At 71.2% G+C, this 18,739-nt stretch carries 18 protein-coding genes; 7 read left to right on the plus strand and 11 right to left on the minus strand.

Annotation, left to right across the window (positions count from 1 at the left end; all coding sequences use genetic code 11):
• Positions 1-77 precede the first annotated feature (77 nt).
• Positions 78-830: a bifunctional DNA primase/polymerase gene (locus ACFYWS_RS26420; protein WP_389280600.1), complete on the plus strand. Its 753-nt coding sequence runs from the start codon at positions 78-80 to the stop codon at positions 828-830.
• 81 nt (positions 831-911) lie between these two features.
• On the opposite strand, the gene ACFYWS_RS26425 is transcribed toward ACFYWS_RS26420, so the two are convergent.
• The 4 genes from ACFYWS_RS26425 to efeO are packed head-to-tail and all read right to left on the minus strand — an operon-like array spanning position 912 to position 5,264.
• Entirely contained in the window at positions 912-1,892 is a 981-nt protein-coding gene (locus ACFYWS_RS26425) for a hypothetical protein (RefSeq protein WP_389280601.1), read from the minus strand.
• Between the two features lie 49 nt (positions 1,893-1,941).
• The gene (efeU, locus tag ACFYWS_RS26430; protein ID WP_389280602.1) at positions 1,942-2,787 is read right to left on the minus strand and encodes an iron uptake transporter permease EfeU; all 846 of its coding nucleotides are present in this window, start codon (positions 2,785-2,787) and stop codon (positions 1,942-1,944) included.
• Between the two features lie 6 nt (positions 2,788-2,793).
• Positions 2,794-4,107, minus strand: coding sequence for an iron uptake transporter deferrochelatase/peroxidase subunit (gene efeB, locus ACFYWS_RS26435; RefSeq protein ID WP_389280603.1), 1,314 nt, complete (start codon positions 4,105-4,107; stop codon positions 2,794-2,796).
• 8 nt (positions 4,108-4,115) lie between these two features.
• Positions 4,116-5,264, minus strand: coding sequence for an iron uptake system protein EfeO (gene efeO / locus ACFYWS_RS26440; protein ID WP_389280604.1), 1,149 nt, complete (start codon positions 5,262-5,264; stop codon positions 4,116-4,118).
• A 164-nt stretch (positions 5,265-5,428) separates the two neighbouring features.
• Between efeO and ACFYWS_RS26445 the strand changes: the two genes are divergently transcribed.
• Positions 5,429-6,079 carry a PhzF family phenazine biosynthesis protein gene (locus ACFYWS_RS26445; RefSeq protein ID WP_389280605.1) on the plus strand — a complete coding sequence of 217 codons (651 nt, stop codon included), beginning with the start codon at positions 5,429-5,431 and terminating at the stop codon, positions 6,077-6,079.
• A 164-nt stretch (positions 6,080-6,243) separates the two neighbouring features.
• On the opposite strand, the gene ACFYWS_RS26450 is transcribed toward ACFYWS_RS26445, so the two are convergent.
• On the minus strand, positions 6,244-6,894 hold the full coding sequence (locus tag ACFYWS_RS26450) for a heme oxygenase (biliverdin-producing) (RefSeq protein ID WP_389280606.1): 651 nt from the start codon (positions 6,892-6,894) through the stop codon (positions 6,244-6,246).
• A 97-nt stretch (positions 6,895-6,991) separates the two neighbouring features.
• Positions 6,992-7,864: a type I methionyl aminopeptidase gene (map, locus tag ACFYWS_RS26455; RefSeq protein WP_389280607.1), complete on the minus strand. Its 873-nt coding sequence runs from the start codon at positions 7,862-7,864 to the stop codon at positions 6,992-6,994.
• 57 nt (positions 7,865-7,921) lie between these two features.
• Here map and ACFYWS_RS26460 point away from each other — a divergent pair, with 57 nt between their 5' ends.
• Positions 7,922-8,143 carry a hypothetical protein gene (locus ACFYWS_RS26460; protein WP_389281047.1) on the plus strand — a complete coding sequence of 74 codons (222 nt, stop codon included), beginning with the start codon at positions 7,922-7,924 and terminating at the stop codon, positions 8,141-8,143.
• Positions 8,144-8,186: 43 nt separating this feature from the next.
• Here the strand turns inward: ACFYWS_RS26460 and ACFYWS_RS26465 are convergent, their stop codons facing one another.
• The gene (locus ACFYWS_RS26465) at positions 8,187-8,798 is read right to left on the minus strand and encodes a hypothetical protein (RefSeq protein WP_389280608.1); all 612 of its coding nucleotides are present in this window, start codon (positions 8,796-8,798) and stop codon (positions 8,187-8,189) included.
• A 130-nt stretch (positions 8,799-8,928) separates the two neighbouring features.
• Between ACFYWS_RS26465 and ACFYWS_RS26470 the strand changes: the two genes are divergently transcribed.
• From ACFYWS_RS26470 to ACFYWS_RS26480, 3 genes are all read left to right on the plus strand, one after another.
• On the plus strand, positions 8,929-10,050 hold the full coding sequence (locus tag ACFYWS_RS26470; protein ID WP_389280609.1) for an exo-alpha-sialidase: 1,122 nt from the start codon (positions 8,929-8,931) through the stop codon (positions 10,048-10,050).
• A 14-nt stretch (positions 10,051-10,064) separates the two neighbouring features.
• Positions 10,065-10,778, plus strand: coding sequence for an NADPH-dependent F420 reductase (npdG, locus tag ACFYWS_RS26475; RefSeq protein ID WP_389280610.1), 714 nt, complete (start codon positions 10,065-10,067; stop codon positions 10,776-10,778).
• Between the two features lie 91 nt (positions 10,779-10,869).
• Complete coding sequence (locus ACFYWS_RS26480) at positions 10,870-11,070, plus strand: hypothetical protein (RefSeq protein WP_389280611.1); 201 nt, start codon at positions 10,870-10,872, stop codon at positions 11,068-11,070.
• On the opposite strand, the gene ACFYWS_RS26485 is transcribed toward ACFYWS_RS26480, so the two are convergent.
• Positions 11,060-11,860, minus strand: coding sequence for a site-2 protease family protein (locus ACFYWS_RS26485; protein ID WP_389280612.1), 801 nt, complete (start codon positions 11,858-11,860; stop codon positions 11,060-11,062). The genes ACFYWS_RS26480 and ACFYWS_RS26485 overlap by 11 nt on opposite strands.
• Before the next feature lie 166 nt (positions 11,861-12,026).
• On the opposite strand from ACFYWS_RS26485, the gene ACFYWS_RS26490 reads away from it, so the two are divergent.
• Complete coding sequence (locus ACFYWS_RS26490; protein ID WP_389280613.1) at positions 12,027-15,332, plus strand: BTAD domain-containing putative transcriptional regulator; 3,306 nt, start codon at positions 12,027-12,029, stop codon at positions 15,330-15,332.
• Between the two features lie 47 nt (positions 15,333-15,379).
• Here ACFYWS_RS26490 and ACFYWS_RS26495 read toward each other — a convergent pair whose 3' ends face one another.
• The 3 genes from ACFYWS_RS26495 to panB all read right to left on the minus strand — a co-directional run bounded on the left by ACFYWS_RS26495 (position 15,380) and on the right by panB (position 18,636).
• A complete protein-coding gene (locus ACFYWS_RS26495; RefSeq protein WP_389280614.1) occupies positions 15,380-16,216 on the minus strand; it encodes an ABC transporter permease in 837 nt (278 codons plus the stop codon).
• Positions 16,213-17,235 carry an ATP-binding cassette domain-containing protein gene (locus ACFYWS_RS26500; RefSeq protein ID WP_389280615.1) on the minus strand — a complete coding sequence of 341 codons (1,023 nt, stop codon included), beginning with the start codon at positions 17,233-17,235 and terminating at the stop codon, positions 16,213-16,215. Before ACFYWS_RS26500 ends, ACFYWS_RS26495 begins: the two co-directional genes overlap by 4 nt.
• Before the next feature lie 516 nt (positions 17,236-17,751).
• The gene (gene panB, locus ACFYWS_RS26505) at positions 17,752-18,636 is read right to left on the minus strand and encodes a 3-methyl-2-oxobutanoate hydroxymethyltransferase (protein WP_389280616.1); all 885 of its coding nucleotides are present in this window, start codon (positions 18,634-18,636) and stop codon (positions 17,752-17,754) included.
• Positions 18,637-18,739: the final 103 nt, after the last annotated feature.

An 18,739-nucleotide genomic window follows, 5' to 3' on the forward strand; every position in this document is an offset into this window, starting at 1 on the left:
GGTGGGACACTTTTGGTCCAAGGTTCATCCGGACTCGGCACGACAGCAGTGGCTCGACGGCGATGGTGAGGGGATTGATGGGCGCGGAGCAGGGCCGCCGATTCGGCGGGCGGAGCGGTACGGCGGGGCGTACGACGGGCGGCCTGATCTCCCGCTGGCTGAGGGCCGCGCGCGGCCCCAAGGACACCGCGGCCGCCGACGCGGCCCGTGAGGACCTGCTCTTCGCCGCTGCCGCCGCCGGACTGCCGCTGGCCCCGGCCGCGTACCCCTCCGACTACCGATGTTCGTGCAACCGCGTCGGCTGTCCGACCCCCGGCAGGCACCCCGTCTCCTTCGCCTGGCAGACCCAGTCCACGACGGACCGCGCGCAGATCGAGCGCTGGGCGAAACACCAGCCGCAGGCCAACTTCATCACCGCGACGGGCATGGTCCACGACGTCCTCGACGTACCGCTGGACGCGGGGACCGAAGCGCTGGAGCGGCTGCTCGCCGCCGGGATCGACGTCGGGCCCGTCGCCGAGTCGGGCGGTGACCGCCTGCTCTTCTTCACGGCGACGCGGGGGACGCCGGACGAGGAGGACGAGTGGTGGCCCTGCGAACTGGACTGCCATCCCGAGACCATGGACGAGCATCCCGGGCTGCGGTGGCACTGCCGTGGGTCGTACGTTCTGGTGCCGCCGGCGAGGTTGCCCGGTGAGCGGGAGGTGTTCTGGGTGCGGGGGCTTGAGCATCCGCTGCCTGATCCGTTGACGTTGCTGGAAACGTTGACGGATGCGTGTGCGCGGTATGTGGGGGCGGAGGAGCCGGACTATACGTCGGCGTGGCCGTAGGCCGTCCGGCGTTGCGGTCGCGGGGCTCTGCCCCGGACCCCGCGCCTCAATCGCCGGCGGGGCTTGTTCTTGTTGATTTGGTCAGCTGCCTTCGGCGGTCGTGATGCCCTCCACGCGGGAGACCACGTTCACCTTGCCCGACGTACCCGGAGGGTCGATCGCCGCCTGGCCGGAGACGTAGCCGTACATCGCCGACTGCTTGGGCTCGCCCTTCATCAGCGCCTTCACGTCCGGGCCGATCGCGGGAAGGTTGCTGCCGGGGAACGCGGTCAGCTTCTCGTAGCGGCGGGTCGTGAAGAAGACGAGCGCGCCGCCGTTCTCGGTGCGCAGGGCCACGGGCGCGAAGTTGCCCGAGGTGAGGGACTCGTCGATGAACTGCGTGGTGAGGCCGGGCCGCGTGCCGATCTTGTCGCGGGTCTGGCGCCAGCGCGTCGTGTGCGGGCCCGGGGCGTAGCCGTCCCCGCCCTTCTTGAGGTACTGGATGTACTGCTTGCCCATGTCCTTCGGGCGCTGCGCGAGACCCGAGGCGTCCGGGGCGACGGACTCGCCCCAACCGTCCTTGTCCTGCTTGAACTTGGGGACCGTACCGTCGCGGAACAGGGAGAGGTACGAGACCGCCCACGGTGCGCTCTCGGCGTTGCGGGTGAAGACCATCACCCAGCGGTAGCCGTTCACCCGGTTGTTGTCCGAGTTCGTCACGAACCAGCGCGGCCAGCCCGCCTTCTTCGGCACCGTGATCTGCGTGTCGCTGAGCTGCAACGGGGAGTGCTTCGGGTTGCCGGTCGGGTTGAGCGTGCGGCCCGCCTTCAGCTTCGCCGCGTCGATCGCGCCGAGCGCCCCGGTGACGTGCTTCGCGTCGGCGTCGGCGTCGTACGTCTTGTCCGCCTCGTTGTACGCGTCCACGAACGTGTCGACGGCGCGCGCCGCCTGCCCCTTCGTGGTCGTCGGGACGATCTCCAGCTCGCCGTGCACGGTCACACAGCCGCTCGCGGTGAGGGACAGCACGACCGCGGCAGCGGCCGCTGCGGCCGGTCGGCCGATCCTGTTCCTGGCCTCGCTCATGACGTTCGATTCACCTTCCGCTCCCCAGCCCCTGCCACGGGCCCGAACCCTACCGGGAAGAGGAGGCCCGCACTGCCGCGACCCTGCGGGAAAGCAGTCCGGGAGGCGCGAAGAACAGGGCGAGAGTGGGGACAAGGTAGACGAACCAGACGGTGACCTGGACAACCGTCGGGTCGGGCTGGAAGTTGAAGACGCCCTTCAGGAGCGTGCCGAGCCAGCCGTCCGGGGAGATCGTGGAACTGATGTCGAAGGCCAGGTTGTTCAGGCCGCCGACGAAATCGGCCTCCTGGAGGTCGTGGACGCCGTACGCGAGGACGCCCGCCGCCACGACGACCAGCATGGCGCCGGTCCACGTGAAGAACTTCGCCAGGTTGATGCGCAGCGCGCCCCGGTAGAACAGCCAGCCGAGGACCACCGCCGTGGCGAGCCCGAGCAGCGCGCCGATCACCGGGTCCGTCGTGCCGTTGCTGGTGGCGTGCACCGCCGTCCACACGAAGAGCGACGTCTCCAGGCCCTCACGGCCCACCGCGAGGAACGCCGTCACGACCAGCGCCGCGGTGCCCGTCCGCAAGGCGCTGTCCAGCTTGCCGTGCAGCTCCGTCTTCAGGTGCCGGGCGGTGCGCCGCATCCAGAACACCATCCACGTCACCAGGCCCACGGCGATGATCGACAGCGAACCGCCGAGCGCCTCCTGCGCCTGGAACGTCAGTTCCTGCGAGCCGAATTCCAGTGCCGCGCCGAAGCCGAGCGACACGAGGACGGCGACCCCGACCCCCGCCCACACCGGCTTCAGGGCGTCCCCGCGCTCCGTCTTCACCAGGTACGCGACGAGGATGCAGACGATCAGGCTGGCCTCAAGCCCCTCACGCAGCCCGATCAGATAGTTCGCGAACATCGCGTCTCACGCCTCCTTCTGCTTCTGCTCGAAGAGGCCGCGGCCCCACCAGTCCTGGCCGTCCCGCACTCCCGGCGGCACCGCGAACACCGCCGAACCGACGTGCTGGATGTACTCGTTGAGCGCGTCCGTCGCCAGGCTGCGCTGCACCGGGATGAACCCCTTGCGCACGTCCTTCTGGTACGCGAGGAAGAACAGGCCCGCGTCGAGCCGGCCGAGCCCGTCCGTGCCGTCGGTGAACGAGTAGCCGCGGCGCAGCAGCGTCGCCCCGTGGTTGGTGTCGGGGTGTGCGAGCCGCACGTGCGCGTCCGGCTTCATCGCCTTCAGGAACGGCTCGTCGCGCTCCTTCGCCTTGCCGACAGGGGCGCCCTCGCCCTTGTCCCGGCCGAACACGTCCTCCTGCTCCTGCAACGACGTACGGTCCCAGGTCTCGACGTTCATCCGGATCCGGCGGGCGACCAGATACGAGCCGCCCTCCATCCAGTCGGCACCGGCGCCCGGAGAGTCCACCCACACATGCTTGGCGAGCCGGTCCTTCTCGGTGCCCGCGATATTGCGGGTGCCGTCCTTGAAGCCCAGCAGGTTACGAGGGGTCTGCGCGTCCGGTGTCGTCGACGACGTCTTGCCGAAGCCGAGCTGCGACCAGCGGATGGCGACCTTGCCCATGCCGATCCGGGCGAGATTGCGGATGGCGTGCACGGCGACCTGCGGGTCGTCGGCGCAGGCCTGGACGCACAGATCGCCGCCGCTGCGGGTCTTCTCCAGGTTCTCGCCGGGGAACTTCGGCAGGTCGACGAGCGCCTCGGGCCGCTTGTCGGCGATGCCGAGGGCCTTCCCGTGCTTGGCGAAGAGGGAGGGTCCGAAGCCGATCGTCAGCGTGAGCCGGGACGGCTGGAGCCCCAGCGCCTCGCCCGTGTCGTCCGGCGGCGCCTCGGCGAGCCCGCCGTAAGCGCCCTCGCCGACGGTGTGCCCCTCGGTCATCCGCACGGCGGCCCTCGTCCAGTCCTTCAGGAGCCGCACGAACTCCTCGCGGTCGGCCGTCTTCACGTCGAACGCCGCGAAGTGCAGCCGGTCCTGGACCGCCGTGGCGATCCCCGCCTGGTGCGCGCCGTGGAACGGCACCGCGCCGCCCGCCTCACCGGCGGGCCGCATGTCCGAGCCTTCGTCGGACCGGGCCAGGGCGACGGCGCCGCCCGCGGCCGCGGCGCCGAGCGCGAGCCCGGCGCCACCGGCGGCGAGCAGCGAACGCCGGGAAGGGGAAGGGGAGTTGGAGGTCTCGTCGTGCGCCATGGCGACCCTCTCCTCGTGGTGCGCGTGCATGTCTTCGGCTACTTGACGACCGCTGCGGCCAGCTGCGACAGCGGCTCAGCCAGCGCGTTGACCGCGTCGGACAGCACCTTCTGCTCCGCCTTGTCGACCTTGTCGTAGGAGACGAACTCGTAGCCCTGCTTGCCCTCGCGGTACGTGTCGAGCGACTTGTCCAGGGCGGCGAACTGCTTGTCCAGCTCCTTGGTCAGCGCGGCGTCGTTCTTCGACGCGACCGGCTTCAGCAGCTCGTACGCCTTCTCGGCGCCCTCAAGGTTGGCCTTGAAGTCGACGAGGTCGGTGTGCGAGTAGCGCTCCTCCTCGCCGGTGACCTTGCCGGTGGCGACCTCGTCGAGCAGTTCCTTGGCGCCGTTGGCCATGGAGGTGGGCGTGATCTCCGCCTTGCCGACGCGCTGCTGCCAGTCCTTGAGGTCCTTGTCGAGCCGGTCGGCGAGCCCCTTCTCCGCCTTGCCGATCTTCTTGTCCTTCCACAGCGCCTTCTCCAGGCGGTGCCAGCCGGTCCACTTCTGGCCCTCTTCGAGGCCGTCGGCCCGCACGTCGACCTTCGGGTCGATGTCACCGAAGGACTCGGCGACCGGTTCGGTGCGCTCCCAGCCGATACGGGAGGGTGCGTACGCCTTCTTGGCGGCCGCCAGGTCGCCGTCGCGGACGGCGTCGGTGAACGTCTTCACCTTCGGCAGCGTCTCGTCGGCCTGCGCCTGGGTGTACTGGCGGTAGGCGGCGACGGCGTCGTCGAGCCGCGGGTCCCGCTTCGCCGTGCTCTTCCCACCGGTCACCTGTACGTCCTGGCGGTGGCCCTTGCCCTTCATGCCGGGGATGCAGGCGATGCGGTAGTCGCCGCTCTTCACCTCGGCGGTGAGGCTGTGCCTGGTGCCGGGGCCGATGTTCTCGCGCTCGGAGACGATCCGGTCGTCCGGGAAGAGGATCTCGACCTCGGTGACCCGGGACCCCTTGTTCTCGACCGCCAACTCCACGTGCCCCGCCGGGAATCGCTTCTTCGAGACCTTGCAGCTGTCGTCGTCGGCGATCACCTTGACCGCACCGGAACCGGCGCTCTTGGCGTCGCTCTTCTGAGTGCAGCCCGTGGCGGCGGCCAGGACGGCCACCGCGGCGAGGGCAGTGGAAACAACGGTGGGTCGGGCGGCGCGCATGCGGGCTCCAAGGCGTACAGCAGCGGTACAGGGGGTGCACAGGAACTGGGGCAACTAAGGCCGACCTAACTTATATGAGGCTTACCTCAGTGCCGCCCATGGAGAAGTCAGGGAAGGGTCAAGGCGCGGTCAAGCGCCGGAGGTCGCGTGGTTGACTGCCCGCCATGAACGAGTGCGGCATCGAGTACGACGTGGTGCGCGTCTTCTGCGCCCCCGGCGGCCGGGAGGGCAACGCGCTGGGCGTCGTCCGTGACGGCTCCCGCCTGCCCGGCCTGGACGACCGGCAGGCCTACGCCGCCCAACTGGGCTTCAGCGAGACGGTCTTCGTCGACGACCCCGAGCGCGGCGTCATCGACATCTACACGCCGACCGCGCGCCTGCCGTTCGCCGGACACCCCTGCGTCGGCACGGCCTGGCTGCTCGACGTGCCGGAACTCGTCGTGCCCGCGGGTGTCGTCGGGGCGCGCCAGGACGGCGAGTTCAGCTGGATCGAGGCGCGTGCGGAGTGGGCGCCCGGACGTACGTTGCGGCAGTACGACTCGGTCGCCGAGGTGGACGCGCTGCCGGTTCCTCCGGAGGGGGAGTGGATCTACGCGTGGGCCTGGGAGGACGAGGCGGCGGGCCGGGTCAGGACCCGTGGCTTCCCCGGCCGCGGCGACGGCGTCGTGGAGGACGAGGCGACGGGAGCGGCCGCGCTCGCACTGACCGCCCACCTCGACCGGTCCCTGAACATCCGCCAGGGCCGCGGCTCCCAGATCCTCACGGCTCCCCTGCCGGGGGGTCTGGTGGAGGTGGGCGGCCGGGTCCGCCTGTGACGCCCACCCGCACGGGGCTCCGCCCCGGACCCCGCTGCTCAATCGCCGCAGGGGCTTGATAAATCAAGCCCCTGCGGCGATTGAGCTATCAAGCCCCGCCGGCGATTGAGGCGCGGGGTCCGGGGCGGAGCCCCGCGGCCGCAACGCCGGTACGGGTCACACGATCACGCGGCCGACCGAAACTCCTCGCCCAGCCCACGGAACACCCCGGTATTCAAGGCGAACGCCGCCTTGCACTCGGCCACCACCCGCTGCTTCTCCAACTCGTCCACCCCGATGGCATCGAGCAGCTCCCGGTACCGCCGCTTGAACGCCGCAGGGTTCGCGACCCCCTCGAAAACATAGAACCGCACCCCGTCCCCCTTGCGCGCGAAGCCCCACGTCTTCTCCGCCTTGTCGCGGATGATCTGCCCGCCCGAGAGGTCGCCCAGGTAGCGCGTGTAGTGGTGCGCCACATACCCGGCCGGCCAGGACGCCGCGCACTCCGCGACCCGCTCCGCGTACGCCCGCGTCTGCGGCAGCGCGGAGACGGTCTCCCGCCAGTCCGCGCCCCGCAGATGCGCGAGGTCGCGCTCCAGCTCGGGTGCGCGCAGCAGCTCCGGCTGGATGAAGGGCCCGGTCACCGGATCGTCGGCAAGGCGCCGCACGCCGTCCTCAAGTGCCCGGTACACGAACCACAGTTGCTCCGTGTACCGCGCGTACGCGTCCACGCCGAGCCGCCCGCCGAGCAGGTCACCCATGAACGTCGACGTCTCCGCCTCCGTGTGCTGCTCGTGCGAAGCGGTGCGGATCAGGGTGGAGAACGGGGTGTCCATCGAGCGGCCTCCGGTTTTCCGACAAGCTGTCGGTAAAAGCGTACCCAGTGATCCGGTCAAGGGAACGTAAAAGCAAAAATCCGGAGTCCGGAGCTCGCTACGGCAGCGTGAGGATCTCCGTGCCGCTCTCCGTGACGACGAGCGTGTGCTCGAACTGGGCGGTCCGCTTGCGGTCCCTCGTGACGACGGTCCAGCCGTCCTCCCACATGTCGTACTCGTACGTGCCGAGCGTGAGCATCGGCTCGATCGTGAACGTCATGCCAGGCCGGATCACGGTCGTGGCCTGCGGGGAGTCGTAATGCGGGATGATCAGGCCGCTGTGGAAGGACGAGTTGATGCCGTGGCCCGTGAAGTCACGCACCACGCCGTAGCCGAAGCGCTTGGCGTACGACTCGATGACCCGGCCGATGATGTTGATCTGGCGCCCCGGCTTGACGGCCTTGATGGCGCGGTCGAGGGACTCCCGGGTCCGCTCGACGAGCAGCCTCGACTCCTCGTCGACGTCGCCCACCAGGTACGTGGCGTTGTTGTCGCCGTGCACGCCGCCGATGTACGCGGTGACGTCGAGGTTGACGATGTCGCCGTCCTTGAGGACGGTCGAGTCGGGGATGCCGTGGCAGATGACCTCGTTGACGCTGGTGCACAGCGACTTCTGGAAGCCGCGGTAGCCGAGCGTGGAGGGGTACGCGCCGTGGTCGCACATGTACTCGTGCGCGATCCGGTCCAGCTCGTCCGTGGTGACACCCGGGGCGATCGCCTTCGCCGCCTCCGCCATGGCCCGCGCCGCGATCCGTCCGGCGATCCGCATCGCCTCGACGGTCTCCGGTGTCTGCACCTCGGGTCCCGTGTACGGGGTCGGCGCGGGCTTGCCGACGTACTCGGGGCGCCGGATGTTCCCGGGCACGGAGCGGACAGGGGAGATCTCCCCCGGAACGAGCAGGGCGGGCGAAGCTTGCGACTGGCCAGACATGCCAGCGAGTGTAACGAGCGCGCGTAGGGGAGCATGACGGAGACGAGAGGAGCCGCCGTGGCGCTGTTCAAGAAGCGAACCGTCGGAAAGCCGGGCGAGTGGTACTACTGCCTGGAGCACAAGAAGGTCGAGGAGGGGCCGGAGTGCCCCAACAAGGACCGCTTCGGCCCCTACGCCTCCCGCGAGGAGGCCCAGCACGCGATGGACACCGCCAGGGAACGGAACCTGGAATGGGACAACGACCCCAAGTGGAACAAGGAGAGCCCCGCCGGCGATTGAGGCGCGGGGTCCGGGGCAGAGCCCCGCGCGGGTGACCGCAACCTCACCACCGCGCGGGCGGCGGCGCCGTCAGATGATCGGCGAGCCGGGACAGCCGGTCCCGGAACCCCCGCCGCCCCCGCGGCGCGGCCGCCGCGTTCTCACCGGCCGCCGCACTCACCAGATGCTGCACCGTATCCAGGTCCAGATCGGTGTCACCGGGAACACTCAGCCCGTCGTGGGCCATGGCATGCAGATCCCCACCGCCGGAGGCCTCCGCGTCGAGCGCCAGGATCGTCGCCCCCGCGCGGCGCGCGTCACGCACCCGCTCAAGCAGCGGAGCGCCCGCCTCGGTCGGCGTGACCACGAGGAGCGTCTCGCCGCGCCGCGCCGCTTCGAGCCGCCCGAGGCCGACGGCTAGGTGCGCGGGGTCGTCCGGACGCGCCGCGTGCCGCACGAGGGTGGGGGCCAGCTCGGGCGTGCCGGACCAGGCCGCCTCGTCGACCAGGTGGGCCGCCAGATGCCAGGGCTCGTACGCCGGGGTGCCCACGAGGAGGAGCCCGCCGCCGTGCGCGGCGACCGAGGAGCGCAGCGCCCCGGCGAAGCGGCGGGTGGCGGAGGGCCACTCGGTTCCGGCGAGTACCTCGCGCAGCAGTGCTACTCGTACGGCGTCCATGGGGGTGCATGGTGCCTCAAGTGGCCCCCGTGTTCGCCTCGTTCGAGGGAAGTACGCCCGTACGGGAACGAACGACCGTCGGGTCAACGGGAGTTCACCGAGAGTTGTCCTCTGCGGGAAGCATGGGGGTATGCCTTCCACCCCTGAGCCGTATGCCCTGCCAGAAGCGTCCGTTCCCTTCCGCGCGGGCGACTCCGGCTACGCCAGTTTCCGTATCCCCGCCGTCGTGGCGGCGCACGACGGCACGCTGCTCGCCTTCTGCGAGGGCCGGTTGGCCTCCAGCGTCGATCACGGCGACATCGACATCGTGCTGCGCCGCTCCGCCGACGGCGGCCGCACCTGGGGGCCGCTCCAGGTCGCCGCCGCCCATGGACGGGGCCTCGCGGGCAACCCGGCCCCCGTGGTGCTCGCCTCCGGCCGGGTCCTGCTCGTCCACGTCCGCAACGCGGCCGCCGCGACCGAGGACGCCATCCGTCGCGGGCAGGTCTCCGCGGCCGACGGGCGGCGCGTCTGGGTCACGTACAGCGACGACGCCGGGCTGACGTGGTCGTCCGCGCGCGAGATCACCGGGCAGGTGAAGAAGGCGGGCTGGCGGTGGTACGCGACCACGCCGGGGCACGCCCTCCTCACCCGCGAGGGCCGCGTCGTCGTCCCCGCCAACCACTCCCTCCCGCCCACCGGCACGGACAATGGGACCGAGGGGAAGTACAACGGCGGCCACTGCCTGCTCAGCGACGACGACGGCGCGACCTGGCGGATCGGCTATGTCGACGACGGGACGACGGCGCCGGACGGCTACATCAACGTGAACGAGACCACCGCCGCCCAGCTCCCCGACGGCCGCGTCTACTTCAACACCCGCAACGACTCCCCGGCCCCCGGCACCCGGGCCGACGCGTACTCCTCGGACGGCGGCGACCGCCTCGACGTGGCCTTCCGACCACAGGCGGGCCTCACAGGACCCGTCGTCGAGGGAAGCCTCCTGCACCTCGGCAGGCCCGATCTGCTGCTGTACTCGGGCCCCGCGGATCCTGGCTTCCGCGCCCTGATGACGGTTCGCCGCAGCCTCGACGGCGGCGTGACCTGGCAGTCCGCCCACACCGTCGACGGGCTGCCCGCCGCGTACAGCGATCTCGTCCGCGTCGACGAGGAAACCGTCGGACTGCTCTACGAGACAGGGGACTTCTCCGCCTACGGGACGATCACGTTCCGGCGGATCCCGGTAGCGGCGCTCACCAGCCCGTACGCCTGAGTAAGGTCGGCTGCATGACCTCTACGACCTCTTCCGAAAGCACCCAGAAGGCCCCGGCCAAGGACCCCTGGGACCTGCCCGACGTGTCCGGCCTCGTCGTCGGCGTCCTCGGCGGGACGGGCCCGCAGGGCAAGGGACTCGCCTACCGCTTCGCCCGTGCGGGCCAGAAGGTGATCCTCGGCTCCCGCGCCGCCGAGCGCGCGCGGTCCGCCGCCGAAGAGCTCGGCCTCGGCATCGAGGGCGCCGACAACGCCGAGTGCGCCCGCCGCAGCGACATCGTGATCGTCGCCGTGCCGTGGGACGGCCACGGCGCCACCCTCGAAGCCCTGCGCGAGGACCTCGCGGGCAAGCTCGTCGTCGACTGCGTCAACCCGCTCGGCTTCGACAAGAAGGGCGCGTACGCCCTGAAGCCGGAGGAGGGGAGCGCGGCGGAACAGGCCGCGGCGCTGCTGCCGGACTCGCGGGTCACGGCCGCCTTCCACCACCTGTCGGCCGTCCTGCTCATCGACCCGGAGGTCGAGGAGATCGACACCGACGTCATGGTCCTCGGCGAGGAGCGCGCCGACGTGGAGCTCGTCCAGGCGCTCGCCGGGCGAGTGGCCGGCATGCGCGGCATCTTCTCGGGCCGGCTGCGCAACGCCCACCAGGTCGAGTCCCTGGTCGCGAACCTCATCTCGGTGAACCGCCGCTACAAGGCGCACGCGGGGCTGCGCGTAACCGACGTATAGCCACGTACGGGGTGCCTTCCGGCGCTCACGGGGCATGGGGGACACTGGTCGGCGTACTACCCGTCGCGCCGCCTGTCTGGAGCCGAGCCCCATGCCCCGCATCGCACTGTTCGCCCTCGTCGTCTGCGCCCTCGCGGTCGTGGCGGCCGTGGTCTCCTTCGTCGAGGGCAGCTTCCTCGGGATCGTCTGGGTGCTGATCGCGGGTGTGACGTCGAACATGTCGTGGTTCTACCTGCGCAAGGCGAAGGCAGAGAAGCAGGCGGCGCGGGCCCAGGCCGCGCCTACTGCGTGAACGTCGGGATCTCCGGGGTGCCCTGCCAGAACTGGTAGAACTCGCGACCCCAGTACGTGTCCCACTCGTGCACCCCGAGCGCGGCAAGGACCCAGTCGACCGCCTCGAAGAACCACTGGTTGATCTCCGGGATCCACAGCAAGGCGAACACGGCGATCAGACCGAACGGCGCGAACGGCTCGACCTGCCGCCTGATCTTGTGCGACAGCCAGGGCTCGATCACCCCGTACCCGTCCAGGCCCGGTACGGGAAGGAAGTTCAGGATCGCCGCGGTCACCTGGAGCAGGGCGAGGAACCCGAGCGCGTAACGGAACGTGTCCGGCACCCCGTCCAGCGCGTCCAGCCAGAACGGCGCCGTGCACACGATCGCGAACAGGACGTTCGTCAGCGGCCCGGCCGCCGAGATCAGGCTGTGCCTCCAGCGCCCCCGGATCCGGCCCCGCTCGATGAAGACGGCGCCGCCGGGCAGGCCGATCCCGCCCATGATCACGAAGAGCACGGGGAGGACGATGCTGAGCAGGGCGTGGGTGTACTTCAGCGGGTTCAGGGTCAAGTACCCCTTCGCGCCGATCGAGATGTCGCCGCTGTGCAGGGCCGTGCGCGCGTGCGCGTACTCGTGCAGACACAGCGAGACGACCCAGGCGCCCGTCACGAACAAGAACACCGCGAAGCCCGGCTGGGACGCGAAGTCCGTCCAAACCGCCCAGCCGGCCACCGCCGTGATCGCGGCGATGCCGAGGAAGACGGGGCTGATCCTGTTGTCGCCGCGACGTGCGGTGGCGGTGGTCATGGGGTGGAACTCCCGGGGCAGGCTGGTCGGCTGGCTCACCGAACGTACTCGCTGTATGCGGGAAACGTGTCGCGGTATCGCGGGAGTTCCGGACAAGGTAGGGGCATGACGAGATCCAGGCGGGTACCAGGCGCGGCGGTCCTACGGCAGCGGGGACAATAGGTCAGTGCGCTACCGCATCCTCGGCACCACGCAGGCGCTCCGCGACGACGGCACGGCCGTCCCCGTCGGCGGGGCGCGGCTGCGTGCCCTGCTCACGGTGCTCGCCCTGCGGCCCGGCCGCGCCGTGCCCGCCGCGTTCCTCGTCGACGAGGTGTGGGGCGACGAGCCGCCCGCGGACGCGGCGGGCGCGCTGCAGGCGCTGGTCGGGCGGCTGCGCAGGGCCCTGGGGGCGGAGGCGATCACCTCGTCCGAGGGCGGCTACCGGCTCGCCGCCGCCGCGGACGACGTCGACCTGTTCCGCTTCGAGCGGCTGACAGGGGACGGGGTGCGGGCCTTCGCGGACGGGGACCCGGCCAAGGCGCTCGACGTCCTCGACGACGCGCTCGCGCTGTGGCGGGGGCCCGCCCTCGCCGATCTCCCGGACCGGTCCGTCGAGGCCACGCGCCTGGACACCCGGCGCCTCGACGCCCGGCGCACCCGGCTCGCCGCGTGTCTGGACCTCGGCCGTGCGGACGAGGTCCTGCCGGAGGTGACCTCGCTCGGTGACGCGCACCCGTTGGACGAGTCGTTGCAGGTGTTGCGGCTCCGGGCGTTGCGCTCCGCGGGGCGGGCGGCGGAGGCGTTGGCGGCGTACGAGGGGGTGCGGCGGGGGCTCTCCGAGAGCCTGGGTACGGACCCGGGGCCGGAACTGCGTGCGCTGCACGGAGAGTTGCTGGCCCCCGTGGCCCCCACGCCACGGGGCTCCGCCCCGGACCCCGCTGCTCAAACGCCGCAGGGGCTTGGTGTGCCTGGCAATCTCCGTGCCCGGCTCACCTCCTTCGTCGGGCGGGACGGGGATCTCGGTGCCATCCGGGCCGACCTGGGGCGCGTACGGCTGGTGACTCTGCTCGGGCCCGGTGGGGCCGGGAAGACGCGGCTTTCGCAGGAGGCCGCCGAAGGGCTCGGTGCCGCTCCGGACGGGGTGTGGCTCGCGGAGCTGGCTCCGGTGAGCGACCCGGCCGCCGTGCCGGAGGCGGTCGTCGGCGCGCTCGGGGCCCGCGAGACGGTGCTGCGCGGCGCCGGCGCCGAAGAGCTGCGTGTCGCGGGTGAGCGCCAGGGCGACGACCCCCTCGTGCGCCTCGTGGAGCACTGCGAGGACCGCCGACTCCTGCTGATCCTCGACAACTGCGAGCACGTCATCGGCGCGGCCGCCGCCCTCGCCGAGCACCTCCTCGCCCACTGCCCCGGCGTCACGATCCTGGCGACGAGCCGTGAACCCCTCGGCGTACCGGGCGAGTTGCTGTACCCGGTGGAACCGCTCCCGGAGCCGTACGCGCTGCGCCTGTTCGGTGAGCGTGCCGCCGCGGTGCGTCCCGGCTTCACGGTGGACGAGGCGCCGGAAGCGGTGGGCGAGATCTGCCGCCGCCTCGACGGTCTGCCGCTCGCCATCGAACTCGCCGCGGCGCGGCTTCGTATGCTCACGCCCCGCCAGATCGCCGACCGCCTCGACGACCGTTTCCGTCTCCTCACCTCCGGCGCCCGCACCGCCCTGCCCCGCCAGCAGACGCTCCGCGCGGTCGTCGACTGGTCGTGGGACCTGCTCGACGCGTCCGAACGGGCCACCCTCGCCCGCCTCTCCGTGTTCAGCGGCGGCTGCGACCTGTCCGCCGCGGAGGCGGTCTGCGGCCCGGACGCGCTCGACACCCTGGCCTCCCTCGTCGACAAGTCGCTCGTGGTCGCCGCCCCGGAGGAGGTCAGCCCGGGTGAGGGCAGCGGCGACATGCGCTACCGCCTCCTCGAAACCGTCTCCGAGTACGCGGGCGACCGCCTCGACGAGTCGGGCGAGCGCGCCGCGGCCGAGCGCGCCCACCTCACGTACTACCGCGAACTCGCCCGCACCACCGACCCGTTGCTCCGCGGCAGCGGCCAGCGCGCGGCCATCGCCCGGATCGAGCGGGACTACGAGAACCTGCGCACGGCCCTGCGGCACGCGGTCGCGGCCCGTGACGAGCAGGAGGCGTTCAGCCTCGTGCTGTCGCTGTCCTGGTTCTGGCAGATGCGGGACCTGCGCGTCGACGCCCGTACGTGGACGGGGGAGGCCGCGGCGCTCGGCCCCGACCCGTTCGCCGGGCCCGTGCGCCCCGCCCCGCCGATCTTCGAGCGCTGCACCGACACCCCGCCCCCGCTGACCGGCGAACTCTTCGAAGAGGCGCGCCGCCAGGTCCATCTGTGCCGGCTCGGCTACATGGACATGGAGATGGACCACTGGCAGTCGGACGAGGGCCAGGCCAGGCTCCGCGCCGTCATCGACACCTACCGCGCCGACCTCCCGCAGGCCTGCCGCCCGCCCGGCAACATCTGGTACTTCGCCGTCCTGATGACCGGTGATATGGGCCGGCTGCAGGAGCTCGCCTCGGTGTCCGCGCGGACCTGCCGCGAGCTGGGCTACGACTGGGAGCTGGCGCTCGTCCTCCAGATGCGGGCCAACGTGTTCGCCAACCGCAGCGACTGGGCCGAGAAGGGACTCGCGTACGCCGACGAGTCGCTGGAACTGTTCAGCCGCCTCGGCGACGAGTGGGGGACGGCGGAGGCGCTGTCCGCGCGCGGCGAGGCGCGCGAGAAGCTCGGAGACTTCGAGGGCGCCGCCGCCGACTACACGCGCGCCCGTGAGGTCGCGCACAGCATGGGCGCGCACTCGCAGGCCGCGATCCTCCAGGTCAGGCTCGGTCAGGCGCGGATCGAGCAGGGGGACATGGAGGAGGGTGAGGCGCTGCTGTGGGAGTCGCTGAGGGACGGGCGCCGGCACACCAACGAGTCCCGGCCCGCCGCCCGCCTCTTCCTCGTCTCCCATCTCGCGTTCACCGGCCGCACCGTCGAGGCGCGCGAGCAACTCGCCGCGCTGCGCAGTGAGTTCAAGGTGACTCAGGTCGGGTTCTTCGACGGCATGACCGTCGGCATGGAGGCGATGATCGACGCCGTCGACGGGCGCAGCGATGTCGCCCTCGCGCATGTGCGGCGCTGCCTCGACATCGCGCGGGACCCGCTGTCCGCGCTCGTCATGCCGCAACTGGTGGGGATACACCTGTGCACGGCGGCCAAGGCCCTCGCGCAGCGGGGCGGGGAGGGCGACGCGGTGGGCGCCGCGCGGCTGCTGGGCGCCGCCGACGTGGCGACGCCCGAGGGCCACAAGCCGGCGCTCCTCGAACGCAATTGGCGGGCGGACGCGGAGGCGGAGATCCGCGCGCTGCTCGACGCGGAGACGTACGAGCGGGCATACGCGGAGGGCGGCGGCCTCTCCGTGGAGGAGGCCGCCGCCCTGTTGGACGACTGAAGAGCGACGCGAATCGACCCGGTCGCCCGGACTCGTTCCGCGTCGGGTCAGCTCTTCGTGGTGAACTTGCGGATCGCGATCGGGGCCATGACGGCCGTGATCAGCGCCGTCCACCCGAGGGTCACCCACAGGTCGTGGGCGACCGGACCGCCGACCATCATCCCGCGGCAGGCGTCCGCGAGGGACGAGATCGGGTTCCAGTCGGTGAAGGCCTGCAGCCAGCCCGGCATCGACTCGGTCGGTGCGAAGATCGACGAGCCGAACTGCAGCGGCATCATCACCAGGAAGCCCATGGCCTGCACGGCCTGCGCGCTCTTCATGGTCACGCCGAGTGTCAGGAAGATCCACATGAGGGCGGAGCCGAACAGCGCGGTCAGGCCGATGGCGCCGAGCAGTCCGGCCCAGCTGGTGATGTCGAAGCCGACGAGCAGCGCGACGATCATCAGGACCGTGGTGGCGACGAGGAGTCGCAGCATCTCCACGGCCACCTTGGCCATGAGCACCGAGCCGCGGCCGATGGGCAGGGACCGGAAGCGGTCCATGATGCCCTTCTGGAAGTCCTCGTTGAAGCCGGTGCCGACGCCCTGCGCGATGTTCATGCTCATCATCGCGACCATGCCGGGGATCACGTACTGCACGTACGCGTCCTGGCCGCCGCCCATCGCGGAGCCGATCGAGCCGCCGAAGACGAACACGAACAGGAGCGTGAAGACGATCGGCATCAGGATCGCGTCGAACATCGACTCCGGGTCGTTGCGGATCCACAGCAGGTTGCGGCGGATCAGCGCGCCCGTGTGACGCAGATGGCCACTCAGGCCGATCTTGGGGTCGGCCTCGACGGTGATCGTGGGGGCCGCTGGGGGAGCAAGGGTGGTGGCACTCATACGGCGGCCTCCTCGAGTTCGGGCCTGGCGTCCTGCGGGGCGGAGGCCTTGTGGCCGGTGATGGAGAGGAACACCTCGTCCAGGCTGGGCAGTTCGGTGGTGATGGAGCCGATCGTGATGCCCCGCGCGGTGACCGCGCCGACCACGGCGGTGAGCTGCTCGTCGCTGAGCACGGGGACCAGGACGGACCCGGACCGGGCGTCCGCGGTGGTGGTGGCGAGGCCCGTGAGCCCCATGTCGTCTATCGCGTGCGACAGCGGGCCGAGCTCCAGCTCGTCGGCCGGGCGGATCCGCAGGGTGCGGCCGCCGACCTTGGCCTTGAGCTCCTCGATGCCGCCCCGCGCGATGACCTTGCCGTGGTCGACGACGGTGAGCTCGGAGGCCAGCTGCTCGGCCTCCTCCATGTACTGGGTGGTGAGCAGGACGGTGACGCCGTCCCGCACCATGCTCTGCACCTCGTCCCACACCTCGTTACGGGTACGGGGGTCGAGGCCGGTCGTCGGCTCGTCCAGGTACAGGACGTGCGGGCGGCCGATCATGGACGCCGCGAGGTCGAGGCGGCGGCGCATACCGCCGGAGTACGTCTTCGCGGGCCGGGTCGCGGCGTCGGTCAGCGAGAACCGCTCCAGCAGGGCGTCGGCACGGGCCTTCGCGTCCTTCCTGGACAGGTCGAGCAGCCGGCCGATCATGTACAGGTTCTCGCGGCCGGAGATCTTCTCGTCGACCGAGGCGTACTGGCCGGTGAGGCCGATCACGCGGCGCAGCTGGCGGGGCTGGCGCACGGCGTCGTAGCCCGCCACGATCGCCGTGCCGGCGTCGGGGGTGATCAGGGTGGAGAGGCAGCGGACGAGGGTGGTCTTCCCCGCGCCGTTCGGCCCGAGGACGCCCATCACGGTGCCCTCGTGCACATCGAGGTCCACGCCGTCCAGGGCCTTGGTCTCGCCGTAGTGCTTGACCAGTCCCCTCACGGATACGGCGACCGGCCGGTCGCTCACGGAGTTCTTGTCGATTCGCGTCATGCCAACAAGGTGCCAGCCGCCACTGACAATCCACCGACACCCACCCGACAACCCCCCGACACGCTCTTCAAGCCCCGCCGACGTTTGGCGGTCGGCCCGGTCGAATCAAGCCCCGCCGACGCTCGGCGGACGGCCCGGTCGATTCAAGCCCCGCCGGCGTTTGGCGGGCGGCCCGGTCGAATCAAGCCGCGCCGGCGTTTGGCGGTCGGCCCGGTCGAATCAAGCCCCGCCGACGTTTGGCGGTCGGCCCGGTCGAATCAAGCCGCGCCGACGCTCGGCGGTCGGCCCGGTCGATTCAAGCCGCGCCGACGCTCGGCGGTCGGCCCGGTCGAATCAAGCCCCACCGGCGCTTGGCGGTCGGCCCGGTCGAATCAAGCCGCGCCGGCGATTGAGGCGCGGGGTGCGGGGCAGAGCCCCGAGCCGGTGCCGCGCAACACACCCCCCGATCCACCCGCGGAGCGCAGCGCGGCCCGCCGACGGGGGAAGATCGGCGGGCCGCGGTCGTACCGGGTTGGTTCAGTGGACGGAGTGCTCCTCCTGAGGGAACGTTCCGCCGATGACGTCCTCCGCAAACGCCTTCGCCGCGTCCGACATCACACCGCGCAGATTCGCGTAACTCTTCACGAAGCGCGGCATCTTGCCCCCGGTCAGGCCGAGCGCGTCCGTCCAGACCAGGACCTGCGCGTCCGTGCCGGCCCCGGCGCCGATGCCGACCGTCGGGATCTGCAGCGTGCGCGTGACCTCGGCCGCCAGTTCCGCCGGGACCAGCTCAAGGACGACCGCGAACGCGCCCGCGTCCTGGACGGCCTTGGCATCGCGCAGCAACTGCTGCGCCGCCTCCTCGCCCCGCCCCTGGACGCGATACCCCTGCGTATGGACGGACTGCGGGGTCAGGCCGATGTGCGCCATGACCGGGATCCCGGCGTCGACGAGCAGCTTGATCTGGGCGTGCGAACGCTCGCCGCCCTCCAGCTTCACCGCCGTGACGCCCGCCTCCTTCACCAGCCGCATCGCCGAGCGCAGCGCCTGCGTGGGGCCTTCCTGGTAGGACCCGAAGGGCAGGTCGCCGACGATCAGGGCGCGGGACGTGCCGCGTACGACGGCCGCCGAGAGGAGCACCATCTGGTCGAGGGTGACCGGCACCGTCGTGTCGTACCCGAGGTGGCAGTTGCCCGCCGAGTCGCCGACCAGCATCACGGGGATGCCCGCCTCGTCGAAGACCGACGCCGTCATCGCGTCGTAGGCGGTGAGCATGGGCCACTTCTCGCCCCGCTGCTTGGCGAGGCCGATGTCCCGCACCGAGACCCGCCGCGAGCCCTTGCCCCCGTACAACACGGTGGGCTGCTGGGCCTGTGTGTTCTGTGTGTTCTGGGCAGCCGAAAGCTCTGTGGGTTGCGTCATCGCAACGGCTCCTTCATGTCGTCTCGAGGCACCCTGACGGCGTCCCCGGATCGCTTCCATGGTGGCACCGCGTGCCGCTCCCGCGCCAGGCCACGCCCGCGTA

Source organism: Streptomyces sp. NPDC002795 (assembly GCF_042888725.1).
Lineage (GTDB): Bacteria > Actinomycetota > Actinomycetes > Streptomycetales > Streptomycetaceae > Streptomyces.